Origin of the sequence: Streptacidiphilus sp. EB103A, assembly GCF_041261405.1 — a bacterium.
Classification (GTDB): Bacteria; Actinomycetota; Actinomycetes; order Streptomycetales; family Streptomycetaceae; genus Streptacidiphilus.
In genome coordinates, this window is sequence record NZ_JBGCAQ010000032.1 from 81,707 (window position 1) to 99,187 (window position 17,481).

General features: G+C 70.7%; 12 protein-coding genes. 9 read left to right on the forward strand and 3 right to left on the reverse strand.

The annotated features are described in order from the left end of the window. The first annotated feature begins 150 nt into the window (after positions 1-150). From ABH941_RS38035 to ABH941_RS38045, 3 genes are all read left to right on the forward strand, one after another. The gene (locus ABH941_RS38035) at positions 151-1,728 is read left to right on the forward strand and encodes an MFS transporter (RefSeq protein WP_370135583.1); all 1,578 of its coding nucleotides are present in this window, start codon (positions 151-153) and stop codon (positions 1,726-1,728) included. Positions 1,729-1,732: 4 nt separating this feature from the next. Further along, entirely contained in the window at positions 1,733-2,368 is a 636-nt protein-coding gene (locus tag ABH941_RS38040; RefSeq protein ID WP_370135587.1) for a TetR/AcrR family transcriptional regulator, read from the forward strand. Positions 2,369-2,491: 123 nt separating this feature from the next. Beyond that, positions 2,492-3,505, forward strand: a complete 1,014-nt coding sequence (locus tag ABH941_RS38045) for an endonuclease/exonuclease/phosphatase family protein (RefSeq protein ID WP_370135591.1) — start codon at positions 2,492-2,494, stop codon at positions 3,503-3,505. Between the two features lie 21 nt (positions 3,506-3,526). Here the strand turns inward: ABH941_RS38045 and ABH941_RS38050 are convergent, their stop codons facing one another. Continuing rightward, positions 3,527-5,296: an NAD+ synthase gene (locus ABH941_RS38050; protein WP_370135594.1), complete on the reverse strand. Its 1,770-nt coding sequence runs from the start codon at positions 5,294-5,296 to the stop codon at positions 3,527-3,529. A gap of 233 nt (positions 5,297-5,529) precedes the next feature. Here ABH941_RS38050 and ABH941_RS38055 point away from each other — a divergent pair, with 233 nt between their 5' ends. From ABH941_RS38055 to ABH941_RS38065, 3 genes are all read left to right on the forward strand, one after another. Next, positions 5,530-6,624, forward strand: a complete 1,095-nt coding sequence (locus ABH941_RS38055; RefSeq protein ID WP_370135598.1) for an SPFH domain-containing protein — start codon at positions 5,530-5,532, stop codon at positions 6,622-6,624. Further along, a complete protein-coding gene (locus ABH941_RS38060) occupies positions 6,621-7,388 on the forward strand; it encodes a C40 family peptidase (RefSeq protein WP_370135601.1) in 768 nt (255 codons plus the stop codon). The genes ABH941_RS38055 and ABH941_RS38060 overlap by 4 nt, the downstream gene beginning before the upstream one ends. A gap of 172 nt (positions 7,389-7,560) precedes the next feature. Continuing rightward, positions 7,561-8,922 (forward strand): glutamine synthetase family protein, encoded by a 1,362-nt coding sequence (locus ABH941_RS38065; RefSeq protein ID WP_134010109.1) that lies wholly within the window; start codon positions 7,561-7,563, stop codon positions 8,920-8,922. A 72-nt stretch (positions 8,923-8,994) separates the two neighbouring features. On the opposite strand, the gene ABH941_RS38070 is transcribed toward ABH941_RS38065, so the two are convergent. After that, on the reverse strand, positions 8,995-9,378 hold the full coding sequence (locus ABH941_RS38070) for a winged helix-turn-helix domain-containing protein (RefSeq protein ID WP_370135605.1): 384 nt from the start codon (positions 9,376-9,378) through the stop codon (positions 8,995-8,997). 55 nt (positions 9,379-9,433) lie between these two features. On the opposite strand from ABH941_RS38070, the gene ABH941_RS38075 reads away from it, so the two are divergent. After that, positions 9,434-9,928 carry a hypothetical protein gene (locus ABH941_RS38075; RefSeq protein WP_370135608.1) on the forward strand — a complete coding sequence of 165 codons (495 nt, stop codon included), beginning with the start codon at positions 9,434-9,436 and terminating at the stop codon, positions 9,926-9,928. 265 nt (positions 9,929-10,193) lie between these two features. Further along, on the forward strand, positions 10,194-10,517 hold the full coding sequence (locus tag ABH941_RS38080) for a hypothetical protein (RefSeq protein WP_370135611.1): 324 nt from the start codon (positions 10,194-10,196) through the stop codon (positions 10,515-10,517). A gap of 6 nt (positions 10,518-10,523) precedes the next feature. On the opposite strand, the gene fxsT is transcribed toward ABH941_RS38080, so the two are convergent. Continuing rightward, complete coding sequence (gene fxsT / locus ABH941_RS38085) at positions 10,524-13,346, reverse strand: FxSxx-COOH system tetratricopeptide repeat protein (RefSeq protein WP_370135616.1); 2,823 nt, start codon at positions 13,344-13,346, stop codon at positions 10,524-10,526. Between the two features lie 415 nt (positions 13,347-13,761). Here fxsT and ABH941_RS38090 point away from each other — a divergent pair. After that, positions 13,762-17,481, forward strand: a 3,720-nt coding sequence (locus ABH941_RS38090; RefSeq protein ID WP_370135621.1) for a TIR domain-containing protein, incomplete at its 3' end; no start/stop codon positions are given.

The following is a 17,481-nucleotide window of genomic DNA, read 5'->3' on the forward strand; positions in this document are numbered from 1 at the left end:
TCCTGTTGGTCGTCTCGTGGCGCCGCGGAGGGCGTCCCCGGATTCCCCTCCATGCTGACACGTCGCCGTCTGCCCGCAAAGAGCGGGGCATTGCCCAATCTTTACGATACGAGACGGGGTCGTATCGTAAATAGGGGTAGCGTGGTGCCCATGGCCACCACATCCCGGACGTCCGCGAGCACCGGACGCCGGATCCCCGAGGCGGTGCACCGCCGCCGCTGGGGGATCCTGACCGTACTGATCTTCAGCCTGCTCGTCGTCGTGCTCGACAACTCCATCCTCAACGTGGCGATGAAGACCATCGCCAGCCCCGCCCCCACCGGCATCGGCGCGACCCAGAGCCAGCTGGAATGGGCCGTCAACTCCTACACCCTGGTCTTCGCGGGCCTGCTGTTCACCGCGGGCATGCTCGGGGACCGGCTCGGGCGGAAGAGGACCCTGCTGTTCGGCATGGTGGTGTTCGGCGCCGGGTCGCTGCTCTGCTCCATGGCGACCTCGCCCGCCGAACTGATCGGCTACCGCGCCGCGATGGGCTTCGGCGGGGCCTTCGTGCTGCCGGCCACCCTCGCCATCATCATGAACGTCTTCGAGCGCGAGGAGCAGCCCAGGGCCATCGGCATCTGGTCCGGCGCGGTCGGCCTGGCCATCGCGATCGGGCCGATCGCCGGCGGGCTGCTGCTGGCGCACTTCTGGTGGGGCTCGGTCTTCCTGGTCAACGTCCCCATCGTGGTGGTGGCACTGGTCGGGATGGTCTGGCTGGTCCCGGACTCCCGTGATCCCAACCCCGGCCGGCCCGACCCGCTGGGCGTGCTGCTGTCCGTGGTCGGCCTGGTCGCACTCGTCTACGGGATCATCAAGGGCGGCCAGGTCGCCGACTTCACCGTCACCCAGTCCTGGCTGCCGATCGTGGTCGGCGTGCTGGTGCTGGCCGGCTTCGTGCTGCACCAACTGCGCAGCCGCACCCCCATGCTGGACATGGGCTGGTTCCGCAACCGGCACTTCTCCGCCGCCGTGGTCTCGGTCGGGCTGACCTTCTTCGCACTGATGGGCGTCACCTTCTTCGGCGTCTTCTACCTGCAGAGCGTGCGCGGCTACTCGCCGCTGCAGGCCGGCCTGCTGCTGCTCCCGCTCGCCGCCGCCCAGCTGCTGGTGTCGCCCCGGGCCCGCCTCGTGGTCGACCGCTTCGGGGTACGGGCGACCTGCGCGACCGGGATGCTGCTCATCGCCGCCACCTTCGCCGGCTTCCTGCTGCTCGGACGGGACACCGGGATCTGGGTGCTGGAGGTGCTCTCCTTCTTCCAGGGAACCGGGATGGCACTGGTGATGCCGCCCGCCACGGTCACCATCATGGGAACCCTGCCCAGGGAGAAGGCCGGTTCCGGATCCGCCGTCAACAACACCTTCCGCCAGGTCGGCGGGTCGCTCGGGGTCGCGGTGCTGGGGGCGATGCTGTCCACCACCTACCGCAGCGGCATCCAGGACAAGCTGGCGGCGCTGCCCGTGCAGTACCGCACCCCGGCGGGGGAGTCCATCGAGGGCACCCTGGGCGTGGTGGAGAAGATCGGCCCGCGTGCCGCCGCCCTGGTCGACCCGGCCAAGGACGCCTTCATCCACGCCATGCATGTGACCGCGCTGACCGCAGGCGGGGTGGCGGCGATCGGCGCCGTGGTGGCGTTCTCCTTCCTGCCCGGCAGGCCGCCGGCCGTCCCCGAGAACCCGGAAGGATAGGCCCGTGACCCCCACCGGCGAAGAGACGGCGGCCGCCCCCGCGCCGCGCCGCGGGCGCCCGCGCAGTGAGGCGGCCGAGCAGGCGATCGTGGCGGCGGTGCTGCGGCTGATCGAGCAGGGCTACCCGCTCGCGCTGCTCTCCGTCGAGGGGATCGCCGCCGAGGCGGGGGTCGGCAAGGCCACCATCTACCGCCGCTGGCCCAACAAGGAGGAACTGCTGCTGGACGTGCTGCAGCGGGTCGACGAGCCGGAGCCGCCGCGGCACGAGGGCAGCGTGCGGGACGCGCTGGTCGCGGCCCTGGAGTACCTGCGCCAGGCGGCGCTGGCCCGGCGCGCGCACAGCTCGCTGGCGATGCTGTCGACCGAGCTGCGCTCCATGCCCGAGCTCTACCGCCGCTACCACCAGCAGGTGATCGAACCGCGCCGGGCCCGGATGCGGGAGCTGCTGGCCCGTGGCGTCGAGAACGGCGAGATCCGCGGCGACGTCGAGCTGGACCTGCTCGGCGAGCTGGTCATCGGCCCGATGCTGTCCAGGACGCTGCTGCGGCCGGACGCGGAGCTGGACGACCCGATGCTCAGCGCGACCATCGTGGACACCGTGCTCCAGGGCATCGCACCCCCCGGCGACCTGGCCCGATAGCCGCAATTGCCGCAGAAAGGAACCTTTGCCGTGCCCCAGCGCGTCCTGAAGCGCAGAGGAGTCCGGCCCACCCGTACCCCCTAGGGTTGCCGGTGGGTACGCGAACGGCGTTGGGGTTCATCCATGGCACAGACAGAGACAGCACAGCCGCGCACCGCTGCGAAGGGGTCGCGGATCCCGGGCGTCGGTGGCTGGGGGCAGGACGGCAGGGGCCGCAGCACCTGGCGGCGGGGCCGGGTCCTCGCCGCCCTCGCGCTGGCCCTGGCGCTGCTGCTGCTGTTCCACTCCGGCCTCCCCAACAGCGTCGGCAACCTCGGCAGCCTGGTGGAGACCTTCCTGCCCTGGGCCGGCCTGGCCGTGCCGGTGCTGCTGGTGCTCGGGCTGCTGCGGCGCTCGGCGACGGCGCTGGTCGTGCTGCTGGTGCCGGTGCTGGTCTGGGTCAACCTGTTCGGAGCACTGCTCACAAACAAGGGCGGTGGTTCCTACGACTTCACCGTGGTCCAGCACAACGTCAACGCCACCAACTCCGACATCCCCGGCACAGTGGCCACTCTGGAGGCGGCGAAGCCGGACGTCATCGCGCTGGAGGAGCTGTCCACCAACCAGGTCGGCACCTTCCGGCAGGACCTGGCGGCGGCGTACCCGTACCACGTGATCGAGGGCACGGTCGGGCTGTGGTCCAAGTACCCGCTCTCCGACAGCAGGCCGGTGGACATCAAGATCGGCTGGGTCCGGGCGCTGCGCACCACCGTCGCCTCACCGCACGGCGACGTCGCCGTCTATGTCGCCCACATGCCCTCCGTCCGGGTGAAGTTCGACGGCGGGTTCACCGCGAACCAGCGGGACAGCAGCGCCGAGGCGCTGGGGGAGGCGATGGCCGCCGAGAAGCTCTCCAAGGTGGTGCTGCTCGGCGACCTCAACGGGACCATGAACGACCGCAGCCTGGCCCCCATCACCTCGCAGATGCGCTCGGCCCAGGGCTCGGCCGGGGCGGGCTTCGGCTTCAGCTGGCCGGCCGCGTTCCCGATGGCCCGGATCGACCAGATCATGACCAAGGGAGTCACGCCGACCGACGCCTGGACCCTCCCGCAGACGGGCAGCGACCACCTCCCCATCGCCGCCCGCATCGAGCTCTGACCCGCACCCGTTGACTTCTGCTCAGGACCCTTCGCGCCAGCGGTTGGTGATCGGCTGGCGGCGGTCCCGGCCGAAGTTCTTGGACGAGATCTTGGTGCCCGGCGGGTACTGCCGCCGCTTGTACTCGGCGGTGTCGACCAGCCGCATCACCCGGTCCACCACCGCGGCGTCGAAGCCCTCGGCGAGGATCTCGGCGCGGCCCTTGTCCTGCTCGATGTAGGCGGTGAGCACGGCGTCCAGCAGGTCGTAGTCGGGCAGCGAGTCGGTGTCCACCTGGCCCGGGCGCAGCTCGGCGCTGGGCGGCTTGCTGATGGTGTGCTCGGGGATCGGCGGGGTCTCGCCGCGCTCGGCGGCGGCCTCGTTGCGCCACCGGGCCAGCCGGAAGATCAGTGACTTGTAGACGTCCTTGATCGGGCCGTAGCCGCCGACCGAGTCGCCGTAGAGGGTGGAGTAGCCGACCGCCAGCTCGCTCTTGTTGCCCGGGGCCAGCACCAGGTGGTTCTCCTGGTTGGAGATCGCCATCAGCAGCGTGCCGCGCAGCCGGGACTGCAGGTTCTCCTCGGCCAGGCCGGTCAGCCCCAGCGCGTCCATGTAGGCGTTGAACATCGGCTCGATGGAGACCGTGCGGAAGTGCAGCCCGGTGCGGCGGGCCAGCTCGGCGGCATCGTCGCGGGAGTGCTGCGAGGAGTAGGCGCTGGGCATGGACACGCAGTGGACGTTCTCGGCGCCGACGGCGTCCACGGCGAGCGCGGCGACCAGCGCCGAGTCGATGCCGCCGGACAGGCCGATGAGCACCGACTTGAAGCCGTTCTTCTGGACGTAGGCGCGCAGCCCGACGACCAGCGCGCCGTAGATCTCCTCCAACTGGCCGAGGCGAGGGCCCTGACCTGCGGTCACCGGTTCGGCGGGGGCAGGCAGGACGTCCTGGGAGAGCACCGTGCGGACGACCTCCAGGCCGTCGGCGACGAAGCGGCTGCTGTGCTCCCGGGAGTCCGTTGCGGCGGTCGCCTCCGGCAGGTCCAGGTCGAGCAGCAGGCAGCCCTCCTCGAACTGCGGGGCCCGGGCCAGCACCTCGCCGGAGGCGTCGACCACGACCGAGTCGCCGTCGAACACCAGCTCGTCCTGACCGCCCACCTGGTTGACGTAGGCCAGGGTGCAGCCCGCCTCGGCGGCCCGCCGCCGCACCAGCTCCAGCCGGACGTCGTCCTTGTCGGCCTCGTACGGCGAAGCGTTGACCACCAGCAGCAGCCCGGCCTCCGCCTGCCGTGCGGCCTGCACCCGGCCGCCGTCCTGCCAGATGTCCTCGCAGACGGCGAGGGCGACGTCTACGCCGTGCAGCCGGAACACCGGCAGGGTGTCGCCCGGCACGAAGTAGCGGAACTCGTCGAACACGCCGTAGTTGGGCAGATGGTGCTTGGCCAGCCGGGTGACGACCCGGCCGCCGTGCAGCAGCGCCGCGCAGTTCTGCGGCGAGCCGACGGGCAGGCCGAGCCGCTGCGAAGCGGTGGTCGACTTGCCGAGGTAGCCGACGACGACGGCGGTACCGCCGAGGCCCTCGGCCTCCAGCCGCTCGGCGAGGGCCACCAGCGCGGCGCGGGAGGCGTCCACGAAGGAGGGGCGCAGCGCCAGGTCCTCCACCGGGTAGCCGGTGAGCGCCATCTCCGGGAACGCCACCAGCTGGGCGCCCTGGCCGGCCGCGTGTCGGGTCCACCGGACGACCAGCTCGCTGTTCCCGGCGATGTCACCGACGGTCGTGTCGATCTGATTCAGCGCAAGGCGAAGAGAAGGCACTCGTTCACTCTAATCGTCTAATCGACGCTATGTCCCTTCGGATGCGGCCGGACGGGTCGTCAGGGGGTGGTTTCCGCCACCATTCCGAGCGGGGACACCCTATCTGGGATGAGATATAGCTGTATTGACGATTTGTCCGAAATAAAGATACCGTCAGCCCATCCTCGGCAGAGCCGACTCCAGCGTTGCCGCATCTGACCCGGGCCCACGGCCCGAAGAGGGAGACCGTCCACGTGGATCAGCACACCAGCCCTGTCGAAGGCCCCTCCGCAACCGTTACCCCCTCCACTGCCGCAGCCCTCGGCAGTTCGGCCGTACGGCGACCGCCGCGCGTGGACAGCGAGCTGAGGGAGCGTCCGGCCAGGGGAGTGCTCCCCGGCTGGGTCGCCCTGGTGGCCCTGCTCGGCGTAACGGTCGCCGCCGTCCTGGTGCAGGCCCGGCAGCAGGCGCTGCCGGGCGGCCTCCCCGGCGCGGCCCGGCTCAGCGAGGCACTGACCGGTGCTCCGCTGAGCAGCGCCGGGGCCGGCGGCCTGCTCGTCGGCTGCGCCCTGGTCGCAGCCGTCGCCGTGTTCGGGCTGATGGCCAATCCGGTCGGCAGCGCCCGGGTGCTCACCCGCTGGGGCCGCTACCGCGGCACCGTCCGCCGCACCGGCCTGGTCTGGGTGAACCCGCTGCTCAAGCGGCGCTCGGTGGACGTCAGGGTGCGGCACTGGCGCAGCGAGCCGATCGCCGCCACCGACCGCGAGGGCTCCCCGCTGCGGGCCGAACTGCTGCTGGTCTGGACGGTACGGGACACCGCGCGGGCCCGCCTCGCGGTCCCGGACCACCAGGCCTATCTGTCCGCCGTCGCCGAGGCCGCGCTGTGCCGGGTCGCGGCGACGCTCCCGTGCGACAGCTTCGCCAGTCCGGGCCCCAGCCTGCGCGACGGGCAGTGGCTGGGCGGCGAGCTCACCCGGCTGCTGGCCGCCGAGACCGCGCCGGTGGGCATCACCGTCTTCTCGGCCCAGGCCCTCACCCTCGACTACGCGGCGGACTTCGCCGCGGCGATGCGCCGCCGCCGACTCGCCGAGCTGGACGCCGGCACCCGCGAGGTCATCGTCGGCGACGCCCTGGAGACCGCCGCCCTGACGGTGTCCCAGCTGGAGCACAGCCAGGGTCTGACCCTGCCGCCGGAGTCCCGCACCGCCCTCCTCCGCGACCTGGTCACGGCATTCCTGACGGCACAGGCACCGGCCCCAGCCCTTCCTGCGCCGGCCCCCGACGCCCCGTCATCGACCGTCGTCACCCCCCGTACCGCCACCTCCGCGAACGGAGCCACCGCCGCATGACCCCCGGATTCATAGACCTCGACGCAGCCACCCTCGACCCCGGCGTCTGCCGCTGCTCCCGCTGCACCGCCCCCGCCGCTCCGCCCGCCCCCTTGGCGGCGCACCCGGCGCGGCACCGTCCGAGGCTGCGCCTCGCCGCGACCGGCGCCCTGGTCGCCGTCGGCGGCGCGGTCGGCGGCACCGCCCTCACCCTGACCACCGCCGCGCCGGCCGGCGCCGAGCCCGCCCCCTCCCACGCCGGCTGGGACGGCCACCGCTACTGGTTCCGGCACCACGGTGAATGGCGCTGGACGACGCACTACGACATCTACCTCCGCTACACCTCCGGCAGCAGCAGCCCGACCCCACCGACATCCCCGCCGCCCCAGTCCCCACCGCCCCCGGTCGGCAGCACGGCCTCCCTCGACGCCGCCATCGCCTTCGCCGAGGCACAGCTCGGCAAGCCGTACGTCTGGGGCGGCAACGGCCCCGACGGCTACGACTGCTCCGGCCTGGTCCAGCAGGCCTTCCTGCGGGCCGGCCTCCATCTGCCCCGGGTGTCCGCGGACCAGTTCCGGGCCGCCCGCCCGATCGCCGCAGCCGACCTCCGCCGCGGTGACCTGCTGTTCTGGTCGTACAGCGGCCGGGTGACCGGCATCCACCATGTCGCCCTCTACCTGGGTGGCGGTCGCTACATCGAGGCCCCGCGTCCGGGCAAGGACGTCCGGATCTCGGTCCTGTCCACCGGCTACTACCCCACCTTCTTCGGTCGTGTCCACCGCTGAGACCCGACCGCTGACGCCCGCCCGGGGACGCGCGGCGCTGCGTGCACGGAGTTGTTCCCGGCGCTGAATCTGCAATGATGCGACAAGCGGACGAGTCAGCGCGCGGAGCGCTGCCCCCTGGTGGCCGCCCCCACGTAACGTAAACGTAAAGAGCAGAGGTGAGACTGTCGCCATGGGCAAGCAGCAGGAGTTTGTTCTCCGCACACTCGAAGAGCGCGACATCCGGTTCGTCCGGCTGTGGTTCACCGACGTCCTGGGCTTTCTGAAGTCCGTGGCCGTCGCCCCCGCCGAGCTGGACCAGGCCTTCGAGGAGGGCATCGGGTTCGACGGCTCCGCGATCGAGGGCTTCGCCCGGGTCTACGAGTCCGACATGCTGGCCAAGCCGGACCCGGGGACGTTCCAGATACTGCCGTGGCGCTCCGAGGCGCCCGGCACGGCCAGGATGTTCTGCGACATCCTGATGCCCGACGGCTCCCCGTCCTACGCCGACCCGCGCTACGTGCTCAAGCGCACGCTGGAGAAGGCCGCGGCCCAGGGCTTCACCTTCTACACCCACCCGGAGATCGAGTTCTTCCTGCTGAAGGACCTCCCCGGCGACGGTTCGGTGCCCACCCCGGCGGACCACTCCGGCTACTTCGACCACACCCCGCGCGGTGTCGGCCACGACTTCCGCCGCCAGGCCATCACCATGCTGGAGTCGATGGGCATCTCGGTGGAGTTCAGCCACCACGAGGGCGCCCCGGGCCAGCAGGAGATCGACCTGCGCTACGCCGACGCGCTGTCCACCGCCGACAACATCATGACCTTCCGCTCGGTCATGAAGGAGGTCGCGCTGGAGCAGGGCGTGAACGCCAGCTTCATGCCCAAGCCGTTCTCGCAGTACCCGGGATCGGGCATGCACACCCACCTCTCCCTCTTCGAGGGCGACCGCAACGCCTTCCACGAGGCCGGGGCCGAGTACCAGCTCTCCAAGGTGGGCCGCTCCTTCATCGCCGGGCTGCTGAAGCACGCCGCCGAGTCCGCCGCGATCACCAACCAGTGGGTCAACTCCTACAAGCGGATCTGGGGCGGCTCCCAGCGCTCCGCGGGCGCCGGCGGCGAGGCCCCGTCCTACATCTGCTGGGGCCACAACAACCGCTCCGCCCTGGTCCGGGTGCCGATGTACAAGCCCAGCAAGCAGGGCTCGACCCGGGTCGAGGTCCGTTCGCTGGACACCGGCTGCAACCCCTACCTGGCCTACTCGGTGATCCTCGCGGCCGGCCTCAAGGGCATCCAGGAGGGCTACGAGCTCCCCCCCGGCGCCGACGACGACGTCTGGGCGCTCAGCAGCATGGAGCGCCGCGCCATGGGCATCGAACCCCTCCCGCAGAACCTCGGCGAGGCCATCGACCTCATGCAACGCAGCGAACTCGTCCGCGAGACCCTCGGCGAACACGTCTTCGACTTCTTCCTGCGCAACAAGCGCCAGGAGTGGGAGGAGTACCGCTCCGAGGTCACCGCCTTCGAGCTCCGCAAGAACCTCCCGGTGCTGTAACCGCAGCTCAGCACAGGGGTAAAGCAGTACGGAAGGCCGGAGGCCGGCACGAACCGTCGGCCTCCGGTCGTTTTACGGCTCCGGGGCCGTCTGTGGGCCGTCAAGCCCAAGATCGGGGGCACGGAACACGCGGTCCATCGCCTTACGGGCTCGGTCGTCGCTACTCGGCATCAGGTGTGTGTGGACGGCGGTCGCCGGTGCCGGCGACGAACACGCCGCTCCCTTGGACCGACACTCCAGCAACCCCTCCGCCGTCAGGACGGCCAGCGCGCGCTCCACTGTGCTGGCACCGACGCCGTGCAGGCGCATTAGCTCTGCCTTGGACGGAAGCCGATCGGTGATCTTCCCCGCCTGGATGTCCTGACGCAGTGACTCGGAGATCTGTAGATACGTACCTCTCGGATTGGCCTGCGGCACGTGCGCGTCCCTTCGTCGGCTCTGGACCGTGGCGGTCACCTCCTATCCTGCCGCACGGGTTCCCGCTGGTGGCTTGCTTGGGCACCATGGGCGGGTGGCTATCGGTGACGAGCGAGAACTGGCCCGCTGGATCGCCGGGCAGGCTGACCAGGTCGGGAGGGCGCCCGGCCGTAGCTTGTGGCGCGTAGTGCTCCTGCGGCTGAGTCGCGGGCGGTACGGACGATTGATGGGCTATCAAGAGGTCCCGATTCTCGGTACGCCCTGGCAGGACACAGGTTCCGGGGACCGGCCCAACTGGCGGATGCGGGCGCCGGTCATTGGTGATGACTTCGCATTCCAGGTCAACTACCAGGTGTGCAGACGCTGCCGCCTGGGCTGGCTGGACTGGCCCTACACGGAACCGCGGTACGAGCGGTGCGGCCTGGCTTCGGCTGGACTCGCCTCGCTGCGTGCTGACCACAGGGGGGTGTCGTGGCACACGCTCGGGGGACACGCGCGTGACGCACGCCCGTTCTGGGCGGCGGTCGGGGCCGGTGTCGCCGGTGGCTACGAACAGCGCGAGCTGTGCCTGCGCGCCTTGCAGGAGTGAACAGGGTGAGCAGCGCTGTGGGGGATATGTGGGGCTCCCCAGCTGGTCAGCAAGGGTTCGGCAAGCGGTCTGTAAAGCTGCGGGTCAACTGGAGTGGCCCTTTCGCTCTCGTGTGTACGTGCTCGATTGAGTGGGCCTCGCGCCGGATCCTTCACTGGCTGTGGTGGCAGATTCCGGCGCTGTCGTGCGGCTGCGCGGGTAGCGTGGCTGCGTCGGGTTGGTGAGTGGAGGTGTGGGGATGGTTCGGGCTCCGAAGAGTGTGGACGTGAAGCTGAATCTGCATGTCCTGGAGATTGCTGGGACGTGGGAGCCGAACGATGCGGAGCGGCGTGCTGCGTGGGAGTTGTATGTGGAGTTGGTGACCCGGGTCTCGGTGGTGCCGCTGGGCACGGATGAGGGGTTGCTTCGGGAGGCGCTTAGCAGTCTGTACTCGTTGTTCGGCACCACTCGGGAGGTGCTGCGCCGGCATGGGCCTGAGGTTCGCGACGCGCTCACGGATACACGTCGGGTGCTGGCGGCCTACGCGGACCTTCTCGCCAGCGCATGTGGGGTGCCGAACCTGTTCGCAGCTGTGCCCGGCAGTCACTGAACCCGTTCAGTCGTCCTTCCCGCCGGTCTGTCCTTCTTCGAGTCGCGCGAGCAAGCCTTGGCTTGCCAGGGTGTTGTGGTGGTCTTCGCCCAGGGTGTGCTTGCGGCGGTGGTAGGTGTCTTGGCCGAGGTCGGCGGCGGCCTGGGTGTCGCCGAGGGCGGCGAGGTCGATGGCGAGGTTGTGGGCGGTGCTGAGGGTGTCGGGGTGGTCTTCGCCCAGGGTGCCTTTGCGGCGGTGGTAGGTGTCTTGGCCGAGGTCGGCGGCGGCCTGGGTGTCGCCGAGGGCGGCGAGGTCGATGGCGAGGTTGTGGGCGGCGCTGAGGGTGTCGGGGTGGTCGTCGCCCAGGGTGCGCTTGCAGCGGTGGTAGGTGTCGCGGGCGAGGTCGGCGGCGGCCTGGGTGTCGCCCAGCTTGGCGAGCCGGTTGGCGAGGCTGTGGGCGGTGCTGAGGGTGTCGGGGTGGTCGTCGCCCAGGGTGTGCTTGCGGCGGTGGTAGGTGTCTCGGCCGAGGTCGGCGGCGGCCTGGGTGTCGCCGAGGTCGGCGAGCCAGATGGCGAGGCTGTGGGCGCTAGTGAGGGTGTCGGGGTGGTCTTCGCCCAGGGTGCCTTTGCGGCGGTCGTAGGTGTCTCGGCCGAGGTCGGCGGCGGCCTGGGTGTCGCCCAGGGCGGCGAGGTCGATGGCGAGGTTGTGGGCGCCGGCGAGGGTGTGGGGGTGGTCTTCGCCCAGGGTGTGCTTGCGGCGGTGGTAGGTGTCTCGGCCGAGGTCGGCGGCGGCCTGGGTGTCGCCGAGGGCGGCGAGCCGGATGGCGAGGCTGTGGGCGCTAGTGAGGGTGTGGGGGTGGTCGTCGCCCAGGGTGCCTTTGCGGCGGTGGTAGGTGTCGCGGGCGAGGTCGGCGGCGGCCTGGGTGTCGCCCAGGGCGGCGAGCCGGATGGCGAGGTTGCCGGCGCTAGCGAGGGTGTCGGGGTGGTCGTCGCCCAGGATGCGGCGTCGGCGCTGGTAGGTGTCCTGGTCCAGTTCGCGGGCGCGCTCGTGCTGGCTGGCCGCGCTGTAGGCGTTGGCGAGGTAGTTGGCGGTCCACAGTGTGCCTTCGTGGTCCGGGCCGAGTTGCTCGCCCCAGACTTGGTGGAGTTCTTCTAGGCGGTGGATAGCGGTCATGGCGTCGCCGCGATCGATGAGTCGCGCGCAGCCATCGCGGACCACGTCGCGGCCGGCTTCGGTGGTGATGTCGTGGGGATCGACGGTGAGCAGGTGGGGGCCAAGGTCGCTCCACGCCGGCCAGTTCGCTGGTTCCTCGACGTCGCCTGGTCGTGCCGCGACGAGGAGGGCTTCGGCGCTGTGTGCGGCTTGGGTGCGCTGCTGGTCGTCGAGTTGGTCGCGGAGGATGGCTTGGGTGAGACGGTGGAGCTGGAGCGTGCCGTCCTGGACGCGGCCCAGGGCGTGGCGGGTGACGGCGGTCAGGGCGTTCTTCATACTCAGGGGTTTGCCGAGCAGGGTGTTCAGGGTGGCGGGGGCGTCGTTGTGGGCTGTGCAGTTGTGCAGGGGGAAGGGTTCGGGGGCCAGGAGCGCGCAGGCGTTGAGCAGGAGAGCGGCGTCGGGGTTGTCGTGGGTGAGGCGCTGGTGACTGAGGCGGGTCTGGGCGGCGAGGGAGACCGGGTAGTCGTCTGGGGGGTCCTGGTCGAGCAGGGCGCTGGCCTGTGCGTTCAAGAGCTGGTGGTACTGCGTGAGTGTGAGGCCGTTGTCGAGGCTGGCGGCGGCCTGGACCAGGGCGAGGGGGAGGTCGTCCAGGGCTTGGGCGAGGCGGTCGGCGTCCTGTTCGGTGAGGGTGGGGACGCGGGTGCGGAGCAGGTGTACGGATTCGGGGCGGGTGAAGGCGTAGACATCCATGGCGTGGGCGATGGTGTGCCATTGGCGGTTGCGTGAGGTGATCAGGACATGGCCGGTGCCGCCGGGCAAGTAGGGGCGCAGGGCGGCGGGGTCTTCGGCGTTGTCGAAGACCAGGAGCCAGCGGCCGCGGCTGCGCAGGTCGGCGGCGAGGGCGTCCCAGGCGTCGGCCGGTGTGGTGTCGGCGGGGGCGGCGCCGGTCCGCACCGCGAGGGCGGTGAGCTGGTCGGGGATCAGGCCGGGTTCTTCGGCGCGGATCCACCAGGTGAGTTCGTAGTCGCCCGCGAAGCGGTAGGCGTATTCGAGTGCGAGCTGCGTCTTGCCGATACCCCCGCGTCCGTCCCCCGCCTGGAGCGCGACGGTGGTGTGGCTGGTGAGGGCCTGGCGCAGGCGCAGGAGCACGTCGTCGCGGCCGGTGAACCCGGCGTTGCGGGCGGGTAGGTTCCACACGCGGGGCAGGGTGCCGGGCAGGCGGGGGCTGGTCGCCCCCAGTCGTCGCAGCCGGCCGCCGCCGGGGCCGGGGAAGGCGGGTTCGTGGTCTGGGCGGCGGGGCCCGGCGACGGCACCCAGGAGGGCGGCGCGGGCCTGCGCCTCCTCCAGGCCGTGGATGCTGGCGGCGAGGATCGGGGCGAGGATCGGCGGAGGCTCGGTGGCATCGATCCGGACCGGCACCAGTTTGCCCTTGTCCTTGGCGGCCAGGACAGCGGTCCACTCGTCGGTGGTGAAGCGGCCGGGCTCGAAGTAGGCGGCGGAGAAAAGGGCCACCATCCGGCCGCTCTTCAGGGCGTCGTTCATCTTGAGGATGAAGTTCTCGCCGGCCGCCCAGTCCCAGTAGTCGAGTTCGGTGGTGTAGCCGGCGTCCTCCAGTTGCCAGGCCACCCACTCGGCCCAGGCCCGGTCCGGTCCTGCGTGGCTGATGAAGACCCGCCGCTCAACATCCTCGCCACTCATCCCGCCCGCACCCCCACGCCGCAACCCGGACTGGCCTACGACACTAGACCTGTGACACGCCCCACCGCCGTCACTTGACACACCATCACCACCGCGCCGCAGGGGATATGTGGGATGGAGGCCCGCGATAAGCGCTTCCCGGCTGGTCGGAGCAGGTTCGCAGCGCGGTCTGTAAATCCGCTCCCACGTGGGCCAGTGGCGAGACAACGGGTCGACAGTGACCAAGGGCTGCCCCCATCTGAAGATGGGTTGCCATGTGATGATTCGCATCCGTCAGTTGGTTGGCGGCGTGGGCTGTGTGGGTGGTCTTCTACCGTTTTGGCGGCATGGGCGTGGCGTGTGCTCTAACGTTTCAGACCCTACGAGCGGCGATCGGGACGGCGCTTCCGGGGCTTGAGCGGTACGGGGGTACGTCGTGGCAGGTACCGTGCGTTTCGATGTGTTCGTCTCCTATGCGCATGAGGATGGGCCGTGGGCGACGACCCTGGCCGAGAATTTGCACCGGCTGGGCCTTGAGGTGTTCTTGGACCGGTGGGAGTTGGTGGCCGGGGAGCTCTTGGCCGCTCGGCTGCAGGAGGGCCTAGCCAAGGCCGACGTTCTGGTCGCTGTGGTGAGCCAGTCTTGGGTGGATTCGGGCTGGTGCAACGAGGAGTTCGCGGCGGCGCTCGCTGCGAGCGTGGCAGCTCAGCAGCGGGTGATTCCCGTGCTGCTAGGCGAAGTTAATCTGCCCGCGTTCATTGCGTCCCGGCTGTACGTCGACTTTCGGACCGTCGCATCCCCCGGGCAGTACGAGAACCTGGTGGAGCAACTGGAACGGGCGGTACGGGGGCTTCCGACCGGGCGGCGTCCAGCGCGTGGCGGCCCGGTGGTTGCGCCCGATGGCGTGCTCTACAGTCCGGACGGTCCGGTGCAAGCGGGTTTGCGGTTGGACGCGCAGACGGTGGTGTTCTCCACGGCAGGGTCCGAGGCCACGCATCCGCCTCAAGGTGTGGATCATGGCTTGGAGCGGCTGGTCTGGGAGTTGCACCGGGCTCGGGTGCAGGCTGCGCGCGGCATCGTGACTCGCACGGGTACGCGCGACGGAGCGCCGGTTGCTGGTAGCGCGATGCATGCGGCTTTGCTCGCGGTGGGCAAGGCGTTGGGCGAGGGCTTCCTGGACGGGGCGGCGGGCGCTGCGCTGAGGCAAGAGGTGGAGGCGGTGCGGGCCCGCAATGTCGAGCTGCGACTGGGGCTGCGAGTGGACGAGCCGCGATGGGTGGATTTGCCCTGGGAGACTCTGACCGTCCCTGGCCTGACGGAGCCGCTTGTGCTGTCCGATCAGGTGCAGCTGTATCGCACCGTCGCCCGCCAGATCGCTCCGGTGGCCATTCAGGTGCCCGGCCCGCTGCGGATCCTGGCGGTGGTGGCCAGTCCGGAGCGTGGTGGGGGCGAGTTGTTGGACTACGAGCGGGAGTTGGCGCGGATCCTGGACACGGTCGACCCGGCCCGTGCCGACCAAGGGGCCTATGTGCGGGTGTTGAACTGGGGCAGCCTGGCGGAGATCCGGGCGGCGTTGGAGCAGGAGCGCTTCCATGTGCTGCACCTGTCCTGCCACGCCGCCCCGGGCTTCCTGGTGCTGGAGGACGAACGCGGCCAACGCGACCTCGTGGAGGCGCAGCGGCTCTTGACCGAGGCATTGCCGCCGGGCCGGGGGGTTCCGCTGGTGGTCCTGGCCGGCTGCTCGACCGCCCAGACTCCTGCGGGCCCTGGCGAGGAGGACGGGGAGGACACCGCCCTGGCGGCGGCGGGCCGGGCGCGGGCCGGATTGGCCCGGGACTTGCTGGCCGGCGGAGTGCCGGCGGTATTGGCGATGACAGACGCGGTCACCGATCCCTATGCCACGGAGTTGACCGCCCACCTGTATGCGGAGTTGGCCCGCGCCGAGCACCCCGAGCCGCTGGCCGCCCTGTCCAGAGCCCGCCACCTGCTGGAGCGCGCGCGCCGCCGGCTTCCCTCCAGCGATCGGCACGCGATGCTGGCGGAGTGGGCAACCCCGGCTCTGTTCCTGGCCGGCCCGCCGCTGCCGCTGTTCGACCGCAGCCACGGCACCGCCCAGGTCCAGGCCCCCCCGGAACCGGTCCTCGACCCCTCGATGATTGTCCGCCAGGTGGGGGACTTCGTCGGGCGCCGAACCGAACTGCGCCACCTGCTCGGCGCGCTGCGCGCCCCGTTGCTGGCCGGAGTGGTCATCCACGGCATCGGCGGGGTGGGCAAGTCCACACTGGCCGCGGAACTCCTCCACCAGCTGGGCGCCGACGCCGGGGTGGTCGTGCCCGTCTCCGCCGCCACGACATTGTCAGTGGACCAGATTCTTGAGGAACTACGCCGCCGGCTGACAGCCCACTGCCTGAGGACCGCTCTGCCCCAGGACGACCCGTTGCACCGGCTGGCGATCGCCTTGAGCGATGCGCGTCCGCCGTGGCGGGAGCGGTGGGAGCTGGTCCGCCAATTGCTGCTGGGACGGGCGCCGGTACTGCTGTTCGTGGACAACGCCGAGGACCTGCTCGCCGCCGCCGGAGACGGGTTCGCAGTGGCCGACGGTGAGCTCGCGGACTTCCTGAGTGCCTGGGTGGCAGCCGGACCGCAAGCCCGGCTTCTGGTCACCAGCCGCCAGCCCTTCATCCTCCCAGGCAGGGCTCATCGGAGGCTGGCCGTCCACCACCTGGGTCCGCTCTCGCAGGCGGAGATCCGCAAACTCATCTGGCGCCTGCCGGGCCTGGACGCCCTCACCCCGGCCGAGCAGAGCCGCGCCTACACCGACGTCGGCGGCCACCCCCGCGCCCTGGAATACCTGGACGCGCTGCTACGCGGTGGCCAGGCCCGGTTCCCGCAGGTCGCGGACCGCATGGAGGCGGCGCTGGAGCGGCGCGGCATCCACCGCCCCCAGCGGTGGCTGGCCGGAGTGGAGGGGGACCTGGACCGGGCCCTGGCCGAGACCGTCACCTTGGCGGTCGATGATGTCCTCCTCGACGGCCTGCTGGACCGTGTGAACCAAGTTTCCCAGGCCCGGCTGCTGCTGGATGGCCTGGCGGTGTATCGCGCCCCGGTCGACTGCACTGGCGCGGCCTGGCAGCTGTCCGCCCTCACCCGACCACCTGACCCCGACCCCGAACTAGTCCGGCGCATCAATGACGTGCACCAGCAGGTTAACCAGGCCCGCGCTGCCGGAGCCGGACCTGAGGACGGCTTCGGCTTGTCGCCCCAAACCCTCGCCCGATACCGGCGCGACCAAGCGGACAGGGCTCGGCCGCCGGTTGCTCTGGATGAACAGGCAGAGGACGGCCTGGCGTTATTGCTGACTTTCGGCCTGGTCACCCCGGCGCCCGCGCCGCAGGACGAGGCCGGCTCAGCGCCGACCGGGCTGGTGGTGCACCGCTGGACCGCCGACGCGCTGACCCGTCGCACCGATTCCGAGGCGCTGATCGCCGCCCACCGCCGGGCCGCCGCCTACTGGATGTGGCGCGTCGGCGTGTGGCCGCAGGACCGCGCTGCGGACATCACCCAACTCCTGGAAGCCCGCAGCCACTACTTCGAGGCGGGTGACATCGATCAGGCTGACGCTTGCAGCCAAACGGTCTGCTCGCAACTGCATACCTGGGGTGCCTGGGACTGGGAGCAGCGCTTGGTTGAAGAGACCCTCGCCTGGCATCCTGACCACTCCCACCCTCGCTCTGCTTGGCTTCACCAGCTGGGGATCATTGCGCAGGAACGGGGGGACTATACGACGGCCGAGCGGTACTACCGGGACTCGCTGGCCATCGAGGAGGAGGTGGGTAACCGCGCCGGTCTCGCGGGCAGCTACCACCAGCTGGGGATGATCGCGCAGGAACGGGGGGACTATGCGACGGCCGAGCGGTACTACCGGGACGCGCTGGCCATCGAGGAGGAGCTGGGTGACCGCGCCGGTCTCGCCAGTGCCTACCACCAGCTGGGGATGATCGCGCAGGAACGGGGGGACTATGCGACGGCCGAGCGGTACTACCGGGACTCGCTGGCCATCAAGGAGGAGCTGGGTGACCGCGCCGGTCTCGCCAGTGCCTACCACCAGCTGGGGATGATCGCGCAGGAACGGGGGGACTATGCGACGGCCGAGCGG